Annotated in this window: 15 protein-coding genes and 1 tRNA gene; 15 read left to right on the top strand and 1 reads right to left on the bottom strand. The window is 39.6% G+C overall.

The features are described 5' to 3' along the window. Nucleotides 1-76: 76 nt before the first annotated feature. The 9 genes from tkt (at nucleotide 77) to gap (ending at nucleotide 10,703) form a co-directional block, all read left to right on the top strand. Complete coding sequence (tkt, locus tag ACLNCP_RS09395) at nucleotides 77-2,053, top strand: transketolase (RefSeq protein WP_424844361.1); 1,977 nt, start codon at nucleotides 77-79, stop codon at nucleotides 2,051-2,053. A 116-nt stretch (nucleotides 2,054-2,169) separates the two neighbouring features. After that, the gene (gene yajC / locus ACLNCP_RS09390; protein WP_004257425.1) at nucleotides 2,170-2,469 is read left to right on the top strand and encodes a preprotein translocase subunit YajC; all 300 of its coding nucleotides are present in this window, start codon (nucleotides 2,170-2,172) and stop codon (nucleotides 2,467-2,469) included. 46 nt (nucleotides 2,470-2,515) lie between these two features. After that, complete coding sequence (locus tag ACLNCP_RS09385) at nucleotides 2,516-2,959, top strand: low molecular weight protein-tyrosine-phosphatase (protein WP_020903613.1); 444 nt, start codon at nucleotides 2,516-2,518, stop codon at nucleotides 2,957-2,959. Then, on the top strand, nucleotides 2,946-3,356 hold the full coding sequence (locus tag ACLNCP_RS09380) for an MORN repeat-containing protein (protein WP_020902388.1): 411 nt from the start codon (nucleotides 2,946-2,948) through the stop codon (nucleotides 3,354-3,356). The genes ACLNCP_RS09385 and ACLNCP_RS09380 overlap by 14 nt, the downstream gene beginning before the upstream one ends. Before the next feature lie 300 nt (nucleotides 3,357-3,656). After that, nucleotides 3,657-6,308 carry a bifunctional acetaldehyde-CoA/alcohol dehydrogenase gene (adhE, locus tag ACLNCP_RS09375; RefSeq protein WP_424844360.1) on the top strand — a complete coding sequence of 884 codons (2,652 nt, stop codon included), beginning with the start codon at nucleotides 3,657-3,659 and terminating at the stop codon, nucleotides 6,306-6,308. Between the two features lie 123 nt (nucleotides 6,309-6,431). Beyond that, entirely contained in the window at nucleotides 6,432-7,352 is a 921-nt protein-coding gene (locus ACLNCP_RS09370) for a helix-turn-helix domain-containing protein (RefSeq protein ID WP_020903611.1), read from the top strand. Nucleotides 7,353-7,562: 210 nt separating this feature from the next. Further along, nucleotides 7,563-8,246 carry an ABC transporter ATP-binding protein gene (locus ACLNCP_RS09365; RefSeq protein ID WP_424844359.1) on the top strand — a complete coding sequence of 228 codons (684 nt, stop codon included), beginning with the start codon at nucleotides 7,563-7,565 and terminating at the stop codon, nucleotides 8,244-8,246. Next, complete coding sequence (locus ACLNCP_RS09360) at nucleotides 8,215-9,516, top strand: ABC transporter permease (RefSeq protein ID WP_162837269.1); 1,302 nt, start codon at nucleotides 8,215-8,217, stop codon at nucleotides 9,514-9,516. The genes ACLNCP_RS09365 and ACLNCP_RS09360 overlap by 32 nt, the downstream gene beginning before the upstream one ends. A gap of 176 nt (nucleotides 9,517-9,692) precedes the next feature. After that, nucleotides 9,693-10,703 (top strand): type I glyceraldehyde-3-phosphate dehydrogenase, encoded by a 1,011-nt coding sequence (gap, locus tag ACLNCP_RS09355; protein WP_424844358.1) that lies wholly within the window; start codon nucleotides 9,693-9,695, stop codon nucleotides 10,701-10,703. Nucleotides 10,704-10,770: 67 nt separating this feature from the next. Here the strand turns inward: gap and ACLNCP_RS09350 are convergent, their stop codons facing one another. Further along, nucleotides 10,771-11,646, bottom strand: a complete 876-nt coding sequence (locus tag ACLNCP_RS09350) for an RluA family pseudouridine synthase (RefSeq protein WP_078238586.1) — start codon at nucleotides 11,644-11,646, stop codon at nucleotides 10,771-10,773. Between the two features lie 86 nt (nucleotides 11,647-11,732). Between ACLNCP_RS09350 and pbp2a the strand changes: the two genes are divergently transcribed. The 6 genes from pbp2a (at nucleotide 11,733) to ACLNCP_RS09320 (ending at nucleotide 15,680) form a co-directional block, all read left to right on the top strand. Then, entirely contained in the window at nucleotides 11,733-13,928 is a 2,196-nt protein-coding gene (gene pbp2a / locus ACLNCP_RS09345; RefSeq protein WP_424844357.1) for a penicillin-binding protein PBP2A, read from the top strand. Nucleotides 13,929-13,980: 52 nt separating this feature from the next. Further along, a complete protein-coding gene (rpmG, locus tag ACLNCP_RS09340) occupies nucleotides 13,981-14,133 on the top strand; it encodes a 50S ribosomal protein L33 (protein ID WP_001809375.1) in 153 nt (50 codons plus the stop codon). 9 nt (nucleotides 14,134-14,142) lie between these two features. After that, nucleotides 14,143-14,319, top strand: a complete 177-nt coding sequence (gene secE, locus ACLNCP_RS09335) for a preprotein translocase subunit SecE (protein ID WP_001210990.1) — start codon at nucleotides 14,143-14,145, stop codon at nucleotides 14,317-14,319. Between the two features lie 53 nt (nucleotides 14,320-14,372). Continuing rightward, entirely contained in the window at nucleotides 14,373-14,909 is a 537-nt protein-coding gene (gene nusG / locus ACLNCP_RS09330) for a transcription termination/antitermination protein NusG (protein ID WP_084930218.1), read from the top strand. Between the two features lie 119 nt (nucleotides 14,910-15,028). Then, the gene (locus ACLNCP_RS09325) at nucleotides 15,029-15,508 is read left to right on the top strand and encodes a sigma-70 family RNA polymerase sigma factor (protein WP_084930219.1); all 480 of its coding nucleotides are present in this window, start codon (nucleotides 15,029-15,031) and stop codon (nucleotides 15,506-15,508) included. A 100-nt stretch (nucleotides 15,509-15,608) separates the two neighbouring features. Then, nucleotides 15,609-15,680 (top strand) — tRNA-Glu (locus ACLNCP_RS09320). Nucleotides 15,681-15,794 lie beyond the last annotated feature (114 nt).

Below are 15,794 nucleotides of genomic sequence, written 5' to 3'. Positions count from 1 at the left end.
TGATACGGATAATTTTCATATAATAGTAAAATAGAATGTGTGATACAATAATCACCTCAAATAGAAAGGAAATTCTATGTCAAATCTATCTGTTAATGCAATTCGTTTCCTAGGTATTGACGCCATTAATAAAGCCAACTCAGGTCACCCAGGTGTGGTTATGGGAGCGGCTCCGATGGCTTACAGCCTCTTTACAAAACAACTTCGTATCAATCCAGCTAAACCAAACTGGATCAACCGCGACCGCTTTATTCTTTCAGCAGGTCATGGTTCAATGCTTCTTTATGCCCTTCTTCACCTTTCTGGTTTTGAAGATGTCAGCATGGATGAGATTAAGAGCTTCCGTCAGTGGGGTTCAAAAACACCAGGTCACCCAGAATTTGGTCATACAGCAGGGATTGATGCTACAACAGGTCCTCTAGGGCAAGGTATTTCAACTGCCACTGGTTTTGCCCAGGCAGAACGTTTCTTGGCAGCTAAGTATAACCGTGAAGGCTACAATATCTTTGACCACTATACTTACGTTATCTGTGGAGATGGAGACTTGATGGAAGGTGTCTCAAGCGAGGCAGCTTCATACGCAGGTTTGCAAAAACTAGACAAGTTGGTTGTTCTTTATGATTCAAATGACATCAACTTGGATGGTGAGACAAAAGATTCCTTTACAGAAAGTGTTCGTGACCGTTACAATGCCTACGGTTGGCATACTGCCTTGGTTGAAGATGGAACAGACTTGGAAGCAATCCATGCAGCTATCGAAACAGCTAAAGCTTCAGGCAAACCATCTTTGATTGAAGTGAAGACTGTTATTGGATACGGTTCTCCAAACAAACAAGGAACTAATGCCGTACACGGTGCTCCTCTTGGAGCAGATGAAACTGCAGCAACTCGTCAAGCCCTTGGTTGGGACTACGAACCATTTGAAATCCCAGAACAAGTATATGCTGATTTCAAAGAACATGTTGCAGACCGTGGTGCATCAGCTTATGAAGCATGGGCAAAACTAGTCGCAGATTACAAAGAAGCGCATCCAGAATTGGCTGCAGAATTGGAAGCAATTATCGAAGGGCGCGATCCAGTTGAAGTGACTCCAGCAGACTTCCCAGCCTTAGAAAATGGCTTCTCTCAAGCAACTCGTAACTCGAGTCAGGATGCTTTGAACGTTGTGGCAGCTAAGTTACCAACCTTCTTAGGTGGATCAGCTGACCTAGCTCACTCAAACATGACTTATATCAAGACTGATGGACTTCAAGATGATACCAATCGCTTGAACCGTAACATTCAGTTTGGTGTTCGTGAATTTGCCATGGGAACTATCTTGAACGGGATGGCCCTTCACGGTGGACTTCGTGTATACGGTGGAACTTTCTTCGTCTTCTCTGACTATGTGAAGGCAGCTGTTCGCTTGTCAGCCTTACAAGGACTTCCTGTGACTTATGTCTTTACCCACGATTCTATTGCGGTTGGGGAAGACGGTCCGACTCACGAACCAGTTGAGCATTTAGCAGGTCTTCGTGCCATGCCAAATCTGAATGTTTTCCGTCCAGCAGATGCGCGTGAAACGCAAGCAGCTTGGTACCTTGCAGTGACAAGCGAAAAAACACCAACTGCCCTTGTATTGACACGTCAAAACTTGACTGTTGAAGAAGGAACAGACTTCGACAAGGTTGCAAAAGGTGCCTATGTTGTCTATGAAAATGCATCAGACTTTGATACCATCTTGATTGCGACAGGTTCAGAGGTTAATCTTGCTGTCTCAGCTGCTAAAGAATTGGCTAGTCAAGGTGCAAAAGTCCGCGTAGTCAGCATGCCATCTACAGATGTCTTTGATAAACAACATGCAGCATACAAGGAAGAAATTCTTCCAAATGCAGTTCGTCGTCGTGTCGCAGTCGAAATGGGTGCAACTCAAAACTGGTACAAATATGTTGGACTAGATGGTGCCGTTCTAGGTATTGATACCTTCGGAGCCTCTGCTCCAGCACCAAAAGTATTGGCAGAATATGGCTTTACTGTTGAAAATCTTGTAAAAGTCGTTCAAAATTTGAAATAACCCTAAGAATCAGAGCGCAAGCTCTGGTTTTTCTTACTAGAAAAGCAAGGTACAATCTTGTAAAAGTAGCTGAAATTTGATATAGTAGTCCTATGTAAAAGACAAAGGAGAAGAAAATGAATCCAAATTATACATTTTTAATTATGCTTGTAGCGATGTTTGCCTTGATGTTTTTTATGCAACGCTCTCAAAAGAAACAAGCACAAAAACGTATGGAAAGCTTAAATAAACTACAAAAAGGCTATGAAGTGATTACAATCGGTGGACTTTACGGAACAGTCGATGAAGTAGATACGGAGAAGAGAACGATTGTTCTTGATGTAGATGGAGTTTACTTGACTTTTGAACTAGCTGCTATCAAGACCGTATTACCGCTGAAAGAAACAGCTTCACTAGAAGGCGCAATTGAAAAATAAGACGGGATTACTAACTCCCGTTTTTCTATAAAAGAAAGGAAATGGGATGAAAAAACTAGTCTTTGTCTGTCTGGGGAATATTTGCCGTAGTCCTATGGCTGAGTTTGTTATGAAATCAATGACAGATAATTATGAAATCCAAAGTCGAGCGACTTCTTCTTGGGAACATGGCAATCCGATTCATAAGGGAACTCAAGGGATTTTTCAACAGTATGAGATTCCTTATGATAAAGGCAAGACATCGCTTCAGATTAGTAAGGAAGATTTTGAAGCCTTTGATTATATTATCGGAATGGACGCTTCAAATGTTTCTGACCTACGTCAGATGTGTCCAGTAGACTGTCAAGATAAGATTTACTCATTTGCATCTGAAAGTGTTCCAGATCCTTGGTATACAGGAGATTTTGAGGAAACCTATCAGCGTGTTCAAGAGGGGTGTCAAGCATGGTTAGAACGTTTAGAGAAGGAGAGTGAAGATGGAAAATCTTAAGAATTTTTACGAAAAGTATCGTGTCTATCTGACTCGTCCACGTTTAGAGCTTTTGGCAGTAGTTACCATTGTTTTTTGTGCCGTACTCGTCTTTTTTCTAAATATTCCCGGAAAAGGCGTTCTAAAGCTTGATAATGGAACGATTGTTTACGACGGCAGTCTTGTACGTGGTAAAATGAATGGCCAAGGAACCATTACCTTCCAAAATGGGGACCAATATACAGGTGGTTTCAACAATGGAGCCTTCAACGGAAAAGGTACCTTTCAATCTAAAGAAGGCTGGACCTACGAAGGCGATTTTGTAAATGGTCAGGCTGAAGGAAAAGGAAAACTAACAACAGAACAAGAAGTTGTTTATGAAGGGACTTTTAAACAAGGCGTTTTTCAACAAAAATAAAGCCTCCTTATCAAAGGAGGTATTGTTATCATCTAAAAGTAAGCGCTTACTAGAAAATCTATCTCTTTCCAAGTTCCTCTTCCAATCAAGCTTGTGAAATAAAAAAATATTTGAAATTCATTTCACAAACTCTAAAGAAAAAACTTGATAAGTAAAGAAAATGAGAAAAAATTCACAAACAATAAAAAATTCTTTGTGAAATGTTTATGAAACTGTTTACAAAGTTGAAATAATGCGTTATAATAAACTTGTGAAAAAATTAACAAAGGATATCGATCCTTGAAAGCTATGGAGGAAAATATGGCTGATAAAAAAACTGTGACACCAGAGGAAAAGAAACTCGCTGCTGAGAAGCATGTTGATGGATTGGTGCAAAAAGCTCTAGTTGCCCTTGAGGAAATGCGTAAACTCGACCAAGAACAGGTTGACTATATCGTAGCTAAAGCGTCAGTGGCAGCTTTGGATGCCCACGGAGAATTGGCTATACATGCCTATGAAGAAACAGGACGTGGTGTATTTGAAGATAAAGCAACTAAGAACTTGTTTGCTTGTGAACACGTAGTAAACAACATGCGTCACACTAAGACAGTTGGCGTTATCGAAGAAGACGATGTAACAGGTTTGACTCTTATCGCAGAACCAGTTGGTGTTGTCTGTGGTATCACTCCAACAACAAACCCAACATCAACAGCAATCTTCAAATCATTGATTTCATTGAAGACACGTAACCCAATCGTCTTTGCTTTCCATCCATCAGCACAAGAATCATCTGCTCATGCAGCTCGTATCGTTCGCGATGCAGCTATCGCAGCTGGAGCTCCTGAAAACTGCGTACAGTGGATCACTGAACCATCTATGGAAGCAACAAGTGCCCTTATGAACCACGAAGGTGTTGCAACAATCCTTGCAACAGGTGGTAATGCCATGGTTAAAGCTGCATACTCATGTGGTAAACCAGCTCTTGGGGTAGGTGCCGGAAACGTTCCAGCTTATGTTGAAAAATCAGCAAACATCCGTCAAGCAGCACACGATATCGTTATGTCTAAATCATTTGATAATGGTATGGTCTGTGCATCTGAACAAGCGGTTATCATTGATAAAGAAATTTATGATGAATTTGTAGCAGAGTTCAAATCATATCACACTTACTTTGTAAACAAAAAAGAAAAAGCACTTCTTGAAGAATTCTGCTTCGGCGTGAAAGCAAATAGCAAAAACTGTGCTGGTGCAAAATTGAACGCTGACATCGTTGGTAAACCAGCAACCTGGATTGCAGAACAAGCAGGATTTACAGTTCCAGAAGGAACAAACATTCTTGCTGCAGAATGTAAAGAAGTTGGCGAAAATGAGCCATTGACTCGTGAAAAATTATCACCAGTTATCGCAGTTTTGAAATCTGAAAGCCGTGAAGATGGTATTACTAAGGCTCGTCAAATGGTTGAATTTAACGGTCTTGGCCACTCAGCAGCTATCCACACAGCTGATGAAGAATTGACTAAAGAATTTGGTAAAGCTGTTAAAGCTATTCGTGTTATCTGTAACTCACCTTCTACTTTCGGTGGTATCGGGGACGTTTACAATGCCTTCTTGCCATCATTGACACTCGGATGTGGTTCTTACGGACGTAACTCAGTTGGGGATAACGTTAGTGCCATTAACCTCTTGAATATCAAAAAAGTCGGAAGACGGAGAAATAACATGCAATGGATGAAACTTCCTTCAAAAACATACTTTGAACGTGATTCAATTCAATACCTTCAAAAATGTCGTGACGTTGAACGTGTCATGATCGTTACTGACCATGCCATGGTAGAGCTTGGTTTCCTTGATCGTATCATCGAACAACTTGACCTTCGTCGCAATAAGGTTGTTTACCAAATCTTTGCTGATGTAGAACCAGATCCAGATATCACTACAGTTGAACGTGGTACTGAAATCATGCGTGCCTTCAAACCAGATACAATCATCGCTCTCGGTGGTGGTTCACCAATGGATGCTGCTAAAGTAATGTGGCTCTTCTACGAGCAACCAGAAGTGGACTTCCGTGACCTTGTACAAAAATTCATGGATATCCGTAAACGCGCCTTCAAGTTCCCATTGCTTGGTAAGAAGACTAAATTCATCGCTATCCCAACTACATCTGGTACAGGATCTGAAGTAACACCATTTGCTGTTATCTCTGATAAAGCAAACAACCGTAAATATCCAATCGCTGACTACTCATTGACACCAACTGTGGCAATCGTAGACCCTGCTTTGGTATTGACAGTTCCTGGATTTGTAGCTGCTGATACTGGTATGGACGTATTGACCCACGCGACTGAAGCTTACGTATCACAAATGGCTAGCGACTATACTGATGGACTTGCACTTCAAGCAATCAAACTTGTATTCGAAAATCTTGAAAGCTCAGTTAAGAATGCAGACTTCCACTCACGTGAGAAAATGCATAACGCTTCAACAATCGCTGGTATGGCCTTTGCCAATGCCTTCCTAGGTATTTCTCACTCAATGGCACATAAGATTGGTGCCCAATTCCACACAATCCACGGTCGTACAAATGCTATCTTGCTTCCATACGTCATCCGCTACAACGGTACACGTCCAGCTAAGACAGCAACATGGCCTAAGTACAACTACTACCGTGCAGATGAAAAATACCAAGATATCGCACGCATGCTTGGACTTCCAGCTTCTACTCCAGAAGAAGGTGTGGAGTCTTACGCAAAAGCTGTCTACGAACTTGGTGAGCGCGTAGGTATCCAAATGAACTTCAAAGCACAAGGTATCGACGAAAAAGAATGGAAAGAACATTCACGTGAATTAGCCTTCCTTGCTTACGAAGACCAATGTTCACCAGCTAACCCACGCCTTCCAATGGTTGACCATATGCAAGAAATCATCGAAGATTCTTACTATGGCTACAAAGAAAGACCAGGACGCCGTAAATAATTGTTTATCAGCCTAGAGGCAGGGAATCCCTGTCTCTTTTTTTGTAATTCTATTTGAAAAATGGTATAATCATCGCATATATTTATTTGAAAATCAAATCTTTTATAATCATGCGAGGGGCAAATGAACAAGATAAATGAGTTAGGGGATAAAGTGCGACTTTTAAGAGAGGAGAAAGGACTTAGTCGTCCAGTTTTTTGTGGGGATGAGTCTGAATTATCAGTGCGTCAGTTGGTGAGAATCGAAAAAGGAGAATTTCGACCGACTATAAAAACACTAGAATATATTGCAGATAGATTAGAAATTCCATCCTACGTCTTGATGCCAGATTATAAGGAACTGCCTAAACGCTACCAAGAATTAAAGTACTTTCTTTTACATCACCCTGACTATGGAGACAAGGAGTTGCAAGAACAAAAGGAAGAATATTTTGATGAGATTTTCGAGTGTTTTTATGATGACCTGCCCCGTGATGAGAAGATGATAGTGGACTGCCTTCAGGCAATAGATGCAGTGAGAGCGACTAGTAATTCTTTATACGGAAGTGGTGTGATTGAGGACAGTCTTCAAGACTTACTATCCAGAGATGTATATAAGGCTGAGGAATTGTTGAAATTGAGACTGTATTTTCTTTGTCAGTTAATGGATGGTTTAAACGAGGGTGAGATAAAAAAGTCTGAGCATGAAACTATTCTTTATTTTCATGACAAATTAAGTTCTCAGGTTGATAAGATAGAGTTCGATTGTTTGGACTTACTTAGAGACTCCTTGTTAGCTTCTTTAACTTGTATAGAGGTTATGGGGTTGCTTCATTATTTTAAGAGGGCAGTCGAGACCTTAAATAAAATAGGGCAAAAAACACGAGATTTTCAAAAACAACCGATTGTCTTGATGGTGGAGTGGAAATATTATATTCAGATGGATTATGATACAGCCAAACAAAAGTATGAAGAAGCAAAAATGATGGCAAGGATGTTTGGCAATGGGAAGTTACTCGTTAGTTTAGATAATGAATGGGCCGAGGATCTAGAAAGATATCGTTAAAGAGTTTATAGGAGTGACATTTCTGTCATTGAGGGAATGCCGCTTTTTTGTTACAATGAATTTTACTTGATATACATCCAGAAGCAAACTAGGCAATAGAGAGAAAACTCTAAGTAGTAGGCCCATAGGGGAAATCAGTGCTGATGTAGCTTGAAGGATTTTCTATCAGTATGGTGTATGACGATAACAGTTTTAAACAAGGGGGAAAGAATGTCCATTTTATCCATTAAAAATATTTCAAAGTTTTACACTTTGGACGGTAAACATCAAGAACAGGCTTTAAAGAATATAAACCTGCAAATCGCAAGAGGTAAAATTACAGCGATTTACGGGCCGTCAGGCTGTGGCAAAACTAGCTTGCTAAACATCATCAGTGGTCTAGATAGACAATATGAAGGAGTTTTAGAATTTAAAGGGGAATCTCTCCGTGACTTATCAGAGATTGAACTAACTCAATTTCGTAAAAACAAGATTGGATTTGTGTTTCAAAACTTCAACCTCATTCCTCATCAATCTGTCTTGGACAATGTCAAGCTACCTCTCTATGTCAAAGATTTATCTGACAGGGAGATGACAATGATTGCAAAGGAGCAATTAAGTAACTTGGGCATGGAGCCTTTTATTGCTAAAAATGTTAAACAGCTTTCTGGTGGGCAAAAGCAACGTGTAGCAATCGCGCGTGCACTGGTAAATCAGCCAGATATGATTGTAGCAGATGAGCCAACGGGTTCGCTGGATTCTCAATCCCAAGAAATGGTATTGGAAGTATTTAAAAATTTAGCCCAAACAGGGAAAACAGTATTGATCGTAACCCATAATCCAGAGGTTGCGGAATATGCAGACGTGATTATCAAAATGAAGGATGGTGAAGTCGTTGAAGAAGTCAAAAAATAAAGGATTATCATTGAAAAATAAATTCAAACTTTCTTTAAATAACTTTATGGAAAGAAAATGGCGTAACCTATTGATTGCGCTAGCAACCTCAATCGGTTTTGTAGGAGTCTTAATTTCTTTTGGCTTGGGAAATGCTTTGATTTCGATGATTGATGAAAATACGAATGGAGGTCAAATTCCTTCTCAAGTTCAGATTGCTTTAAACACAAAAAATGTTGGACGAGGCTTTTTGAACCAAGACGATAAGAACTATATCACGGATACAGTTGGGAAAGAAGCTATTAAATATTTGGAGAGTCCTTTTGGGATGACCATGTCAAATATGACTATAGATGGGCAAGAAATGGATCTGAGTCAAACGATGCCTTCTTATGCTCAAGTAGTGAGTCTCTATGAGGATACAAGTATTTCTGTTAGTAGTAATGAAAAGGACAAAGTGGTAGCTGGATCCCTCTATACGGATGCAAATGAACAGGGTTTGACAATTCCAATCAGTTTACTTAAAAATTGGAATGAACAGACAGGAAACAATCTGACAGCTAGTGATGTTATTGGCAAATCAGTCTCAGCCAGCATTGTAGAAAATGCTGCCGAGGCTAGCAAGACTGCTCAATTTCAAACGAAGATTGTGCGTGTGATCAATGATGAAGATGACATGGAGGACAGCAACAGTTTCATGCCGTCTCATCAAATGGAAACGATTTTGAAAGAGGCTGGATTTACAAAAGCTGTATCTTATTTTATCTTGGAACTCAAAGATCCATCACAGACAAAAACGGTAACAGAAGAATTACAGAAAAATAAGAAGTATACCGTTCTTTCTCAACAGAAGGTTCTTGATATTGTGATTACCTTTATTCGTGTCATTCAGGGATTGTTGATTGTGCTTTCATCACAAGCTATTGTGGTAGCAGCGGTCATGATTGGTATCATTATTTACATCAATATCATGCAACGTTCTAAGGAAATAGGTGTCATGAAGGCAGTTGGTTATCAAAATCATGATGTCAAAGGGATTTTTATTTACGAGGCTATCTGGATTGTAGGCATCGCCTTGTTACTGGCCTTTTTGGTTGCACAAGGGGTGGGAAGTTTGGCGAATGCGGTTGTAAATCACTTTTATCCATCCATCACTAAGGTTTTTGAATTAAATTTGTTATCTGTTTTAGGAACTCTAGCTTTCGCTCTATTACTTGGTTATGTCTCAGCCTACTTCCCAGCACGTAAAATTAGTAAAATGGATCCTGTAGAATCGCTACGATATGAATAGTAAGGGATTCCTTGATTTACAGTTTAAAAAAGAAACTAACATAGAAAAACAATGCCCGTACTTGCAATTAAACTTAAATAGTTATATAATAGGTTTGTTGAAAGGTGATTTGTAGTGATTCAAGTTACTCTTTTCACAATAAAAATTTCATGATTTTCATAAGGAGGAAATCACTAATGGTAGTTAAAGTTGGTATTAACGGTTTCGGACGTATCGGTCGTCTTGCTTTCCGTCGTATCCAAAACGTAGAAGGTGTTGAAGTTACACGCATCAACGACCTTACAGATCCAGTTATGCTTGCACACTTGTTGAAATACGACACAACTCAAGGTCGTTTCGACGGTACTGTTGAAGTTAAAGAAGGTGGATTTGAAGTTAACGGTAAATTCATCAAAGTTTCTGCTGAACGTGATCCAGAACAAATCGACTGGGCTAACGACGGTGTAGAAATCGTTCTTGAAGCTACTGGTTTCTTTGCTAAGAAAGCAGCTGCTGAAAAACACTTGCACGCTGGTGGAGCTAAAAAAGTTGTTATCACTGCTCCTGGTGGATCAGATGTTAAAACAGTCGTATTCAACACTAACCACGACGTTCTTGACGGTACTGAAACAGTTATCTCAGGTGCTTCATGTACTACAAACTGCTTGGCTCCAATGGCTAAAGCTCTTCAAGACAACTTTGGTGTTGTTGAAGGATTGATGACTACTATCCACGCTTACACTGGTGACCAAATGATCCTTGACGGACCACACCGTGGTGGTGACCTTCGCCGTGCTCGCGCTGGTGCTGTAAACATCGTTCCTAACTCAACTGGTGCTGCAAAAGCTATCGGTCTTGTAATCCCAGAATTGAACGGTAAATTGGACGGAGCTGCTCAACGTGTTCCTGTTCCAGCAGGTTCTGTAACTGAGTTGGTAGCAGTTCTTGAAAAGAACGTTACTGTTGACGAAGTGAACGCAGCTATGAAAGCAGCTTCAAACGAATCATACGGATACACTGAAGATCCAATCGTATCTTCAGATATCCTAGGTATGTCTTACGGTTCATTGTTTGACGCAACTCAAACTAAAGTTCTTGATGTTGACGGTAAACAATTGGTTAAAGTTGTATCATGGTACGACAACGAAATGTCATACACTGCACAACTTGTTCGTACTCTTGAATACTTCGCAAAAATCGCTAAATAATTCTTGAGTCGATAAAAAGCAAGACCTCTGGTCTTGCTTTTTAAATATTTAAAAATGGATGACGCTATCATCCATTCTTTTTTAACTCTTTTTCAAAAGTATCTGATAGGGTAGTGAAGCTTAATTTCTCTAGAGTAAGCGGATGGGTAAAGGACAGTCGAAAGGCGTGGAGCATAAGCCGACTTGTTTTTGATTTACTATTATAGAGAGGGTCGCCTAAAATAGGGAAGTTATGATGCGAAAGGTGCACACGAATCTGATGGGTTCGCCCTGTCTTTAGTTTGCAACGAACCAAGGAAGTTTTGTCTGGGAATTGCTTTAATCTGCTTACATGCGTTTCAGCATATTGTCCATTTTTTGTATCAACTATTCGCTTTCTGCGATCATGGCGATCACGTCCAATTTTGTCTTTGAAAACAAGTTCTTTGCTGTTGATATGTCCGTCGACCTGTGCCCAATATTCCCTAGAAATCTCTTTTTTCTCCAGTAAGCGATTGAGAATAGGCAGGATAAAAGGATTTTTGGCAAAGAGAACCAAACCACTGGTTTCCATGTCCAGACGATGAACGACATAGCAGGTTTGGCCAACATAGGCACTGACATGGTTAAGAAGGGCGATTTCGTTTGGCTGATTACCATGCGTTTTCATCCCCTCTGGTTTGTTGACAATAATCAAGTGTTGATCTTGATAAACCTCTTGAACGAGGTTAGGATTGCCCCAAGGGATTTCTTTTTCGGGATAATCTTCCTTGTCAAACGTTAACTGGCAAATATCTCCAGGATTTACCATCTCGTTCCAGCGAACTTCTCGCTGATTAATTAAAATATGTTTCTTGATTCTCAAAAAATGCCGGATTTTTCTAGGAATGAGGAGTTGTTCCTCAAGTAATTGCTTTACCGTCATTTGAGGTAGAGAGTCTGGTAATGTAAATGTGAATTGCATACAGATATTGTAACAAAAAAAGCCCTATTTTGATAGGAAATAGCTAAATTCTTGTCTTCCTATGATGAAGATGATAAAATAAACGCATGAAATTAGATAAATTATTCGAGAAATTTCTTTCTCTTTTTAAAAAAGAAACAAGTGAATCAGAGGATTCTGGGTCTACTAGCTTGCGTCGTTCTCGCAGTGATAGAAAAAAATTAGCCCAAGTGGGTCCAATTCGAAAATTCTGGCGTCGCTATCATCTAACAAAGATTGTCCTTATACTAGGTTTGAGTGCAGGCTTGCTAGTTGGAACCTATTTGTTTGCTGTAGCCAAGTCAACCAATGTCAATGATTTGCAAAATGCCTTGAAAACTCGAACTCTTATTTTTGACCGTGAAGAAAAGGAGGCTGGTGCCTTGTCTGGTCAAAAAGGAACCTATGTTGAACTGACTGATATCAGTAAAAATTTGCAGAATGCCGTTATTGCGACAGAAGACCGTTCTTTCTATAAAAATGACGGGATTAACTATGGTCGTTTCTTCTTGGCTATTGTAACAGCTGGCCGTTCAGGTGGTGGATCTACTATTACCCAACAGCTAGCTAAAAACGCTTATTTGTCACAGGATCAAACTGTTGAGAGAAAAGCGAAAGAATTTTTCCTTGCCTTAGAATTAACAAAAAAATATAGTAAGGATCAAATTCTAACCATGTACCTTAACAACGCTTATTTTGGAAATGGTGTGTGGGGTGTAGAAGATGCGAGTAAGAAATACTTTGGAGTTTCTGCATCAGAAGTGAGTCTGGATCAAGCTGCGACTCTGGCAGGAATGCTAAAGGGGCCGGAACTGTATAATCCTTTGAATTCTGTAGAAGATTCTACCAATCGTCGCGATACTGTTTTGCAGAATATGCTTGCAGCGGGTTACATTGATAAAAACCAAGAAACCGAAGCAGCAGAAGTTGATATGACTTCGCAATTGCACGATAAGTATGAGGGAAAAATCTCAGATTACCGCTATCCTTCTTACTTTGATGCGGTTGTTAATGAAGCTGTTTCCAAGTATAATCTAACAGAGGAAGAAATCGTAAATAATGGCTACCGCATTTACACAGAGCTGGACCAAAACTACCAAGCAAATATGCAGGTTGTCTATGAAAATACAGCTCTATTTCCTAGGGCAGAGGATGGAACATTTGCTCAATCAGGAAGTGTAGCTCTCGAACCGAAAACAGGTGGAGTTCGTGGAGTTGTCGGTCAGGTTGCTGGCAATGATAAAACTGGATTCCGGAATTTCAACTATGCAACTCAATCAAAACGTAGCCCTGGTTCTACAATTAAGCCTTTAGTTGTTTATACGCCGGCAGTTGAAGCTGGCTGGGCTTTGAATAAGCAGTTGGATAACCATACCATGCAGTATGACAGCTATAAGGTTGATAACTATGCAGGGATCAAAACGAGTCGAGAAGTTCCTATGTATCAAGCCTTGGCAGAATCGCTTAATCTGCCTGCTGTTGCCACTGTTAATGATTTGGGCGTTGATAAGGCTTTTGAGGCGGGCGAAAAATTCGGACTCAACATGGAAAAGGTCGATCGTGTTCTTGGTGTCGCCTTGGGAAGCGGTGTTGAAACCAACCCTCTTCAAATGGCTCAAGCATATGCTGCCTTTGCAAATGAAGGTTTAATGCCGGAAGCTCATTTTATTAGTAGAATTGAAAATGCTAGTGGTCAGGTCATTGCGAGCCATAAAAATTCACAAAAACGGGTGATTGATAAGTCTGTAGCTGATAAGATGACCAGTATGATGTTGGGGACATTCACCAACGGTACCGGTATTAGTTCATCTCCTGCAGATTATGTCATGGCAGGAAAAACTGGAACAACTGAAGCTGTTTTCAATCCTGAATACACAAGTGACCAGTGGGTAATTGGTTATACTCCGGATGTAGTGATTAGTCACTGGCTTGGTTTCCCTACCACTGATGAAAGCCACTATCTAGCAGGATCTACTTCAAACGGTGCAGCCCATGTCTTTAGAAACATTGCAAATACCATTTTACCTTATACGCCAGGAAGTACCTTTACAGTTGAAAATGCTTATAAGCAAAATGGAATTGCACCAGCCAATACAAGAAATCAAGTACAGAGTAATGAAGAAAATCAGGCGGATAATAGCCTTTCTGATATTAGAAGTCGTGCACAAAATCTGGTAGATGAGGCTAGCCGTGCTATCTCGGATGCTAAAATTAAGGAAAAGGCTCAAACGATATGGGATTCGGTAGTCAATCTATTTCGTTAAGATGCTTGTCAAAGCCTAGCTTTCTTGTTATAATAGATAAGATGGAGGCGTTATGGCATTAAAAAAAGCAAGCCTAGCTTGTGCGGTTTGTGGTTCGAGAAACTATTCAATCAAGATCAGCGGAAACCCCAAGCCAACACGACTAGAAGTAAATAAATTTTGTAAACATTGTGGTAAGTACACTACACACAGAGAAACGAGATAGGAGAGAGCGATGCGTTTTATTGGAGATATTTTTAGACTTCTTAAAGACACAACATGGCCAACTCGCAAGGAAAGCTGGAGAGATTTTCGTTCTATCATGGAATACACTGCTTTCTTTGTTGTGATTATTTATATTTTTGACAAGTTGATTGTTTCAGGTTTGATTCGATTTATTAACATTTTTTAGAAGACCTGTGGAGTTATTCACGCTAGAAATCTTCTATTATGAAAGGAAGTATCATGGATAGTTTTGATAAAGGATGGTTTGTCTTACAAACCTATTCTGGTTATGAAAATAAGGTAAAAGAAAATCTATTACAACGTGCACAAACCTACAATATGTTGGATAATATTTTACGTGTTGAAATTCCAACACAAACAGTGCAAGTTGAAAAAAATGGAAAGAGAAAAGAAGTAGAAGAAAATCGCTTTCCAGGTTATGTTCTTGTGGAAATGGTGATGACAGATGAAGCTTGGTTTGTTGTTCGAAACACACCAAACGTTACAGGATTTGTCGGATCTCACGGAAATAGATCAAAACCAACTCCATTATTGGAACAAGAAATCCGTGATATCTTGATTTCTATGGGACAAACTGTACAAGAGTTTGATATTCATGTTGAAGTTGGTCAAACTGTACGTATCATTGATGGTGCTTTTGCAGACTATACTGGTAAGATTACAGAGATTGATAACAATAAAGTGAAGATGATTATCTCTATGTTTGGTAATGACACAGTTGCAGAAGTAAACCTAAACCAAATTGCAGAATTATAACCCTGAGAGAGGCATGTCCTCTCTTTTTTGTGCAGTTGAGACGGTGTAGGGAACAGAACGGAGAAAAGAACCGAATTAGCTTTTTTATTTGTTAGACTGTATCTAGAAAGGGGGACGTTATGTTTAAAGAATTATATGAAGAAGTCCAGGGGATTGTATATAAGTGTAGAAATGAATATTACCTTCATTTATGGGAACTATCGGATTGGGACCAAGAGGGGATGATTTGCTTACATGAATTGATTAGTAGAGAAGAAGGAATAATAGAAGATATTCCTCGTTTAAGGAAATATTTTAAGACTAAGTTCCGGAATCGAATTCTAGACTATATCCGTAAGCAAGAAAGTCAGAAGCGTAGATATGATAAAGAACCCTATGAAGAAGTAGGTGAGATTAGTCATCGTATCAGTGAGGGAGGTCTGTGTCTAGATGATTATTATCTCTTTCATGAGACACTAAGAAATTATAGAAGCAAACAAAGTAAAGATAAACAAGAAGAGTTAGAACGCATCTTAAGACATGAACGCTTCCGAGGGCGTCAAAGAGTATTAAGAGACTTACGTATTGTGTTTAAAGAGTTTGATATCCGTACTCGGTAAGAAGCTATGCAAAAAAAAGAAAAAAACATAAAAAGTTTAAAAAGTAGTTGACAAAGTTTGAAAAGTCGGTATAATAGTAAGAGTTGAAAATAACAGCTCTGGTCCGTTGGTCAAGGGGTTAAGACACCGCCTTTTCACGGCGGTAACACGGGTTCGAATCCCGTACGGACTATGGTATGTTGTGGTGTGGAACACTTGATGAAAAAAGATTAAAAAAGTTTCAAAAAAGTGTTGACAAGCGAAAGCACCTGTGATATACTGATATAGTTGTCGCTTGAGAGAAGTA

Source organism: Streptococcus sp. CL6.35 (assembly GCF_049737915.1).
Taxonomy (GTDB): Bacteria; Bacillota; Bacilli; order Lactobacillales; family Streptococcaceae; genus Streptococcus.
This window is presented reverse-complemented; position numbering and strand designations above follow the sequence as displayed.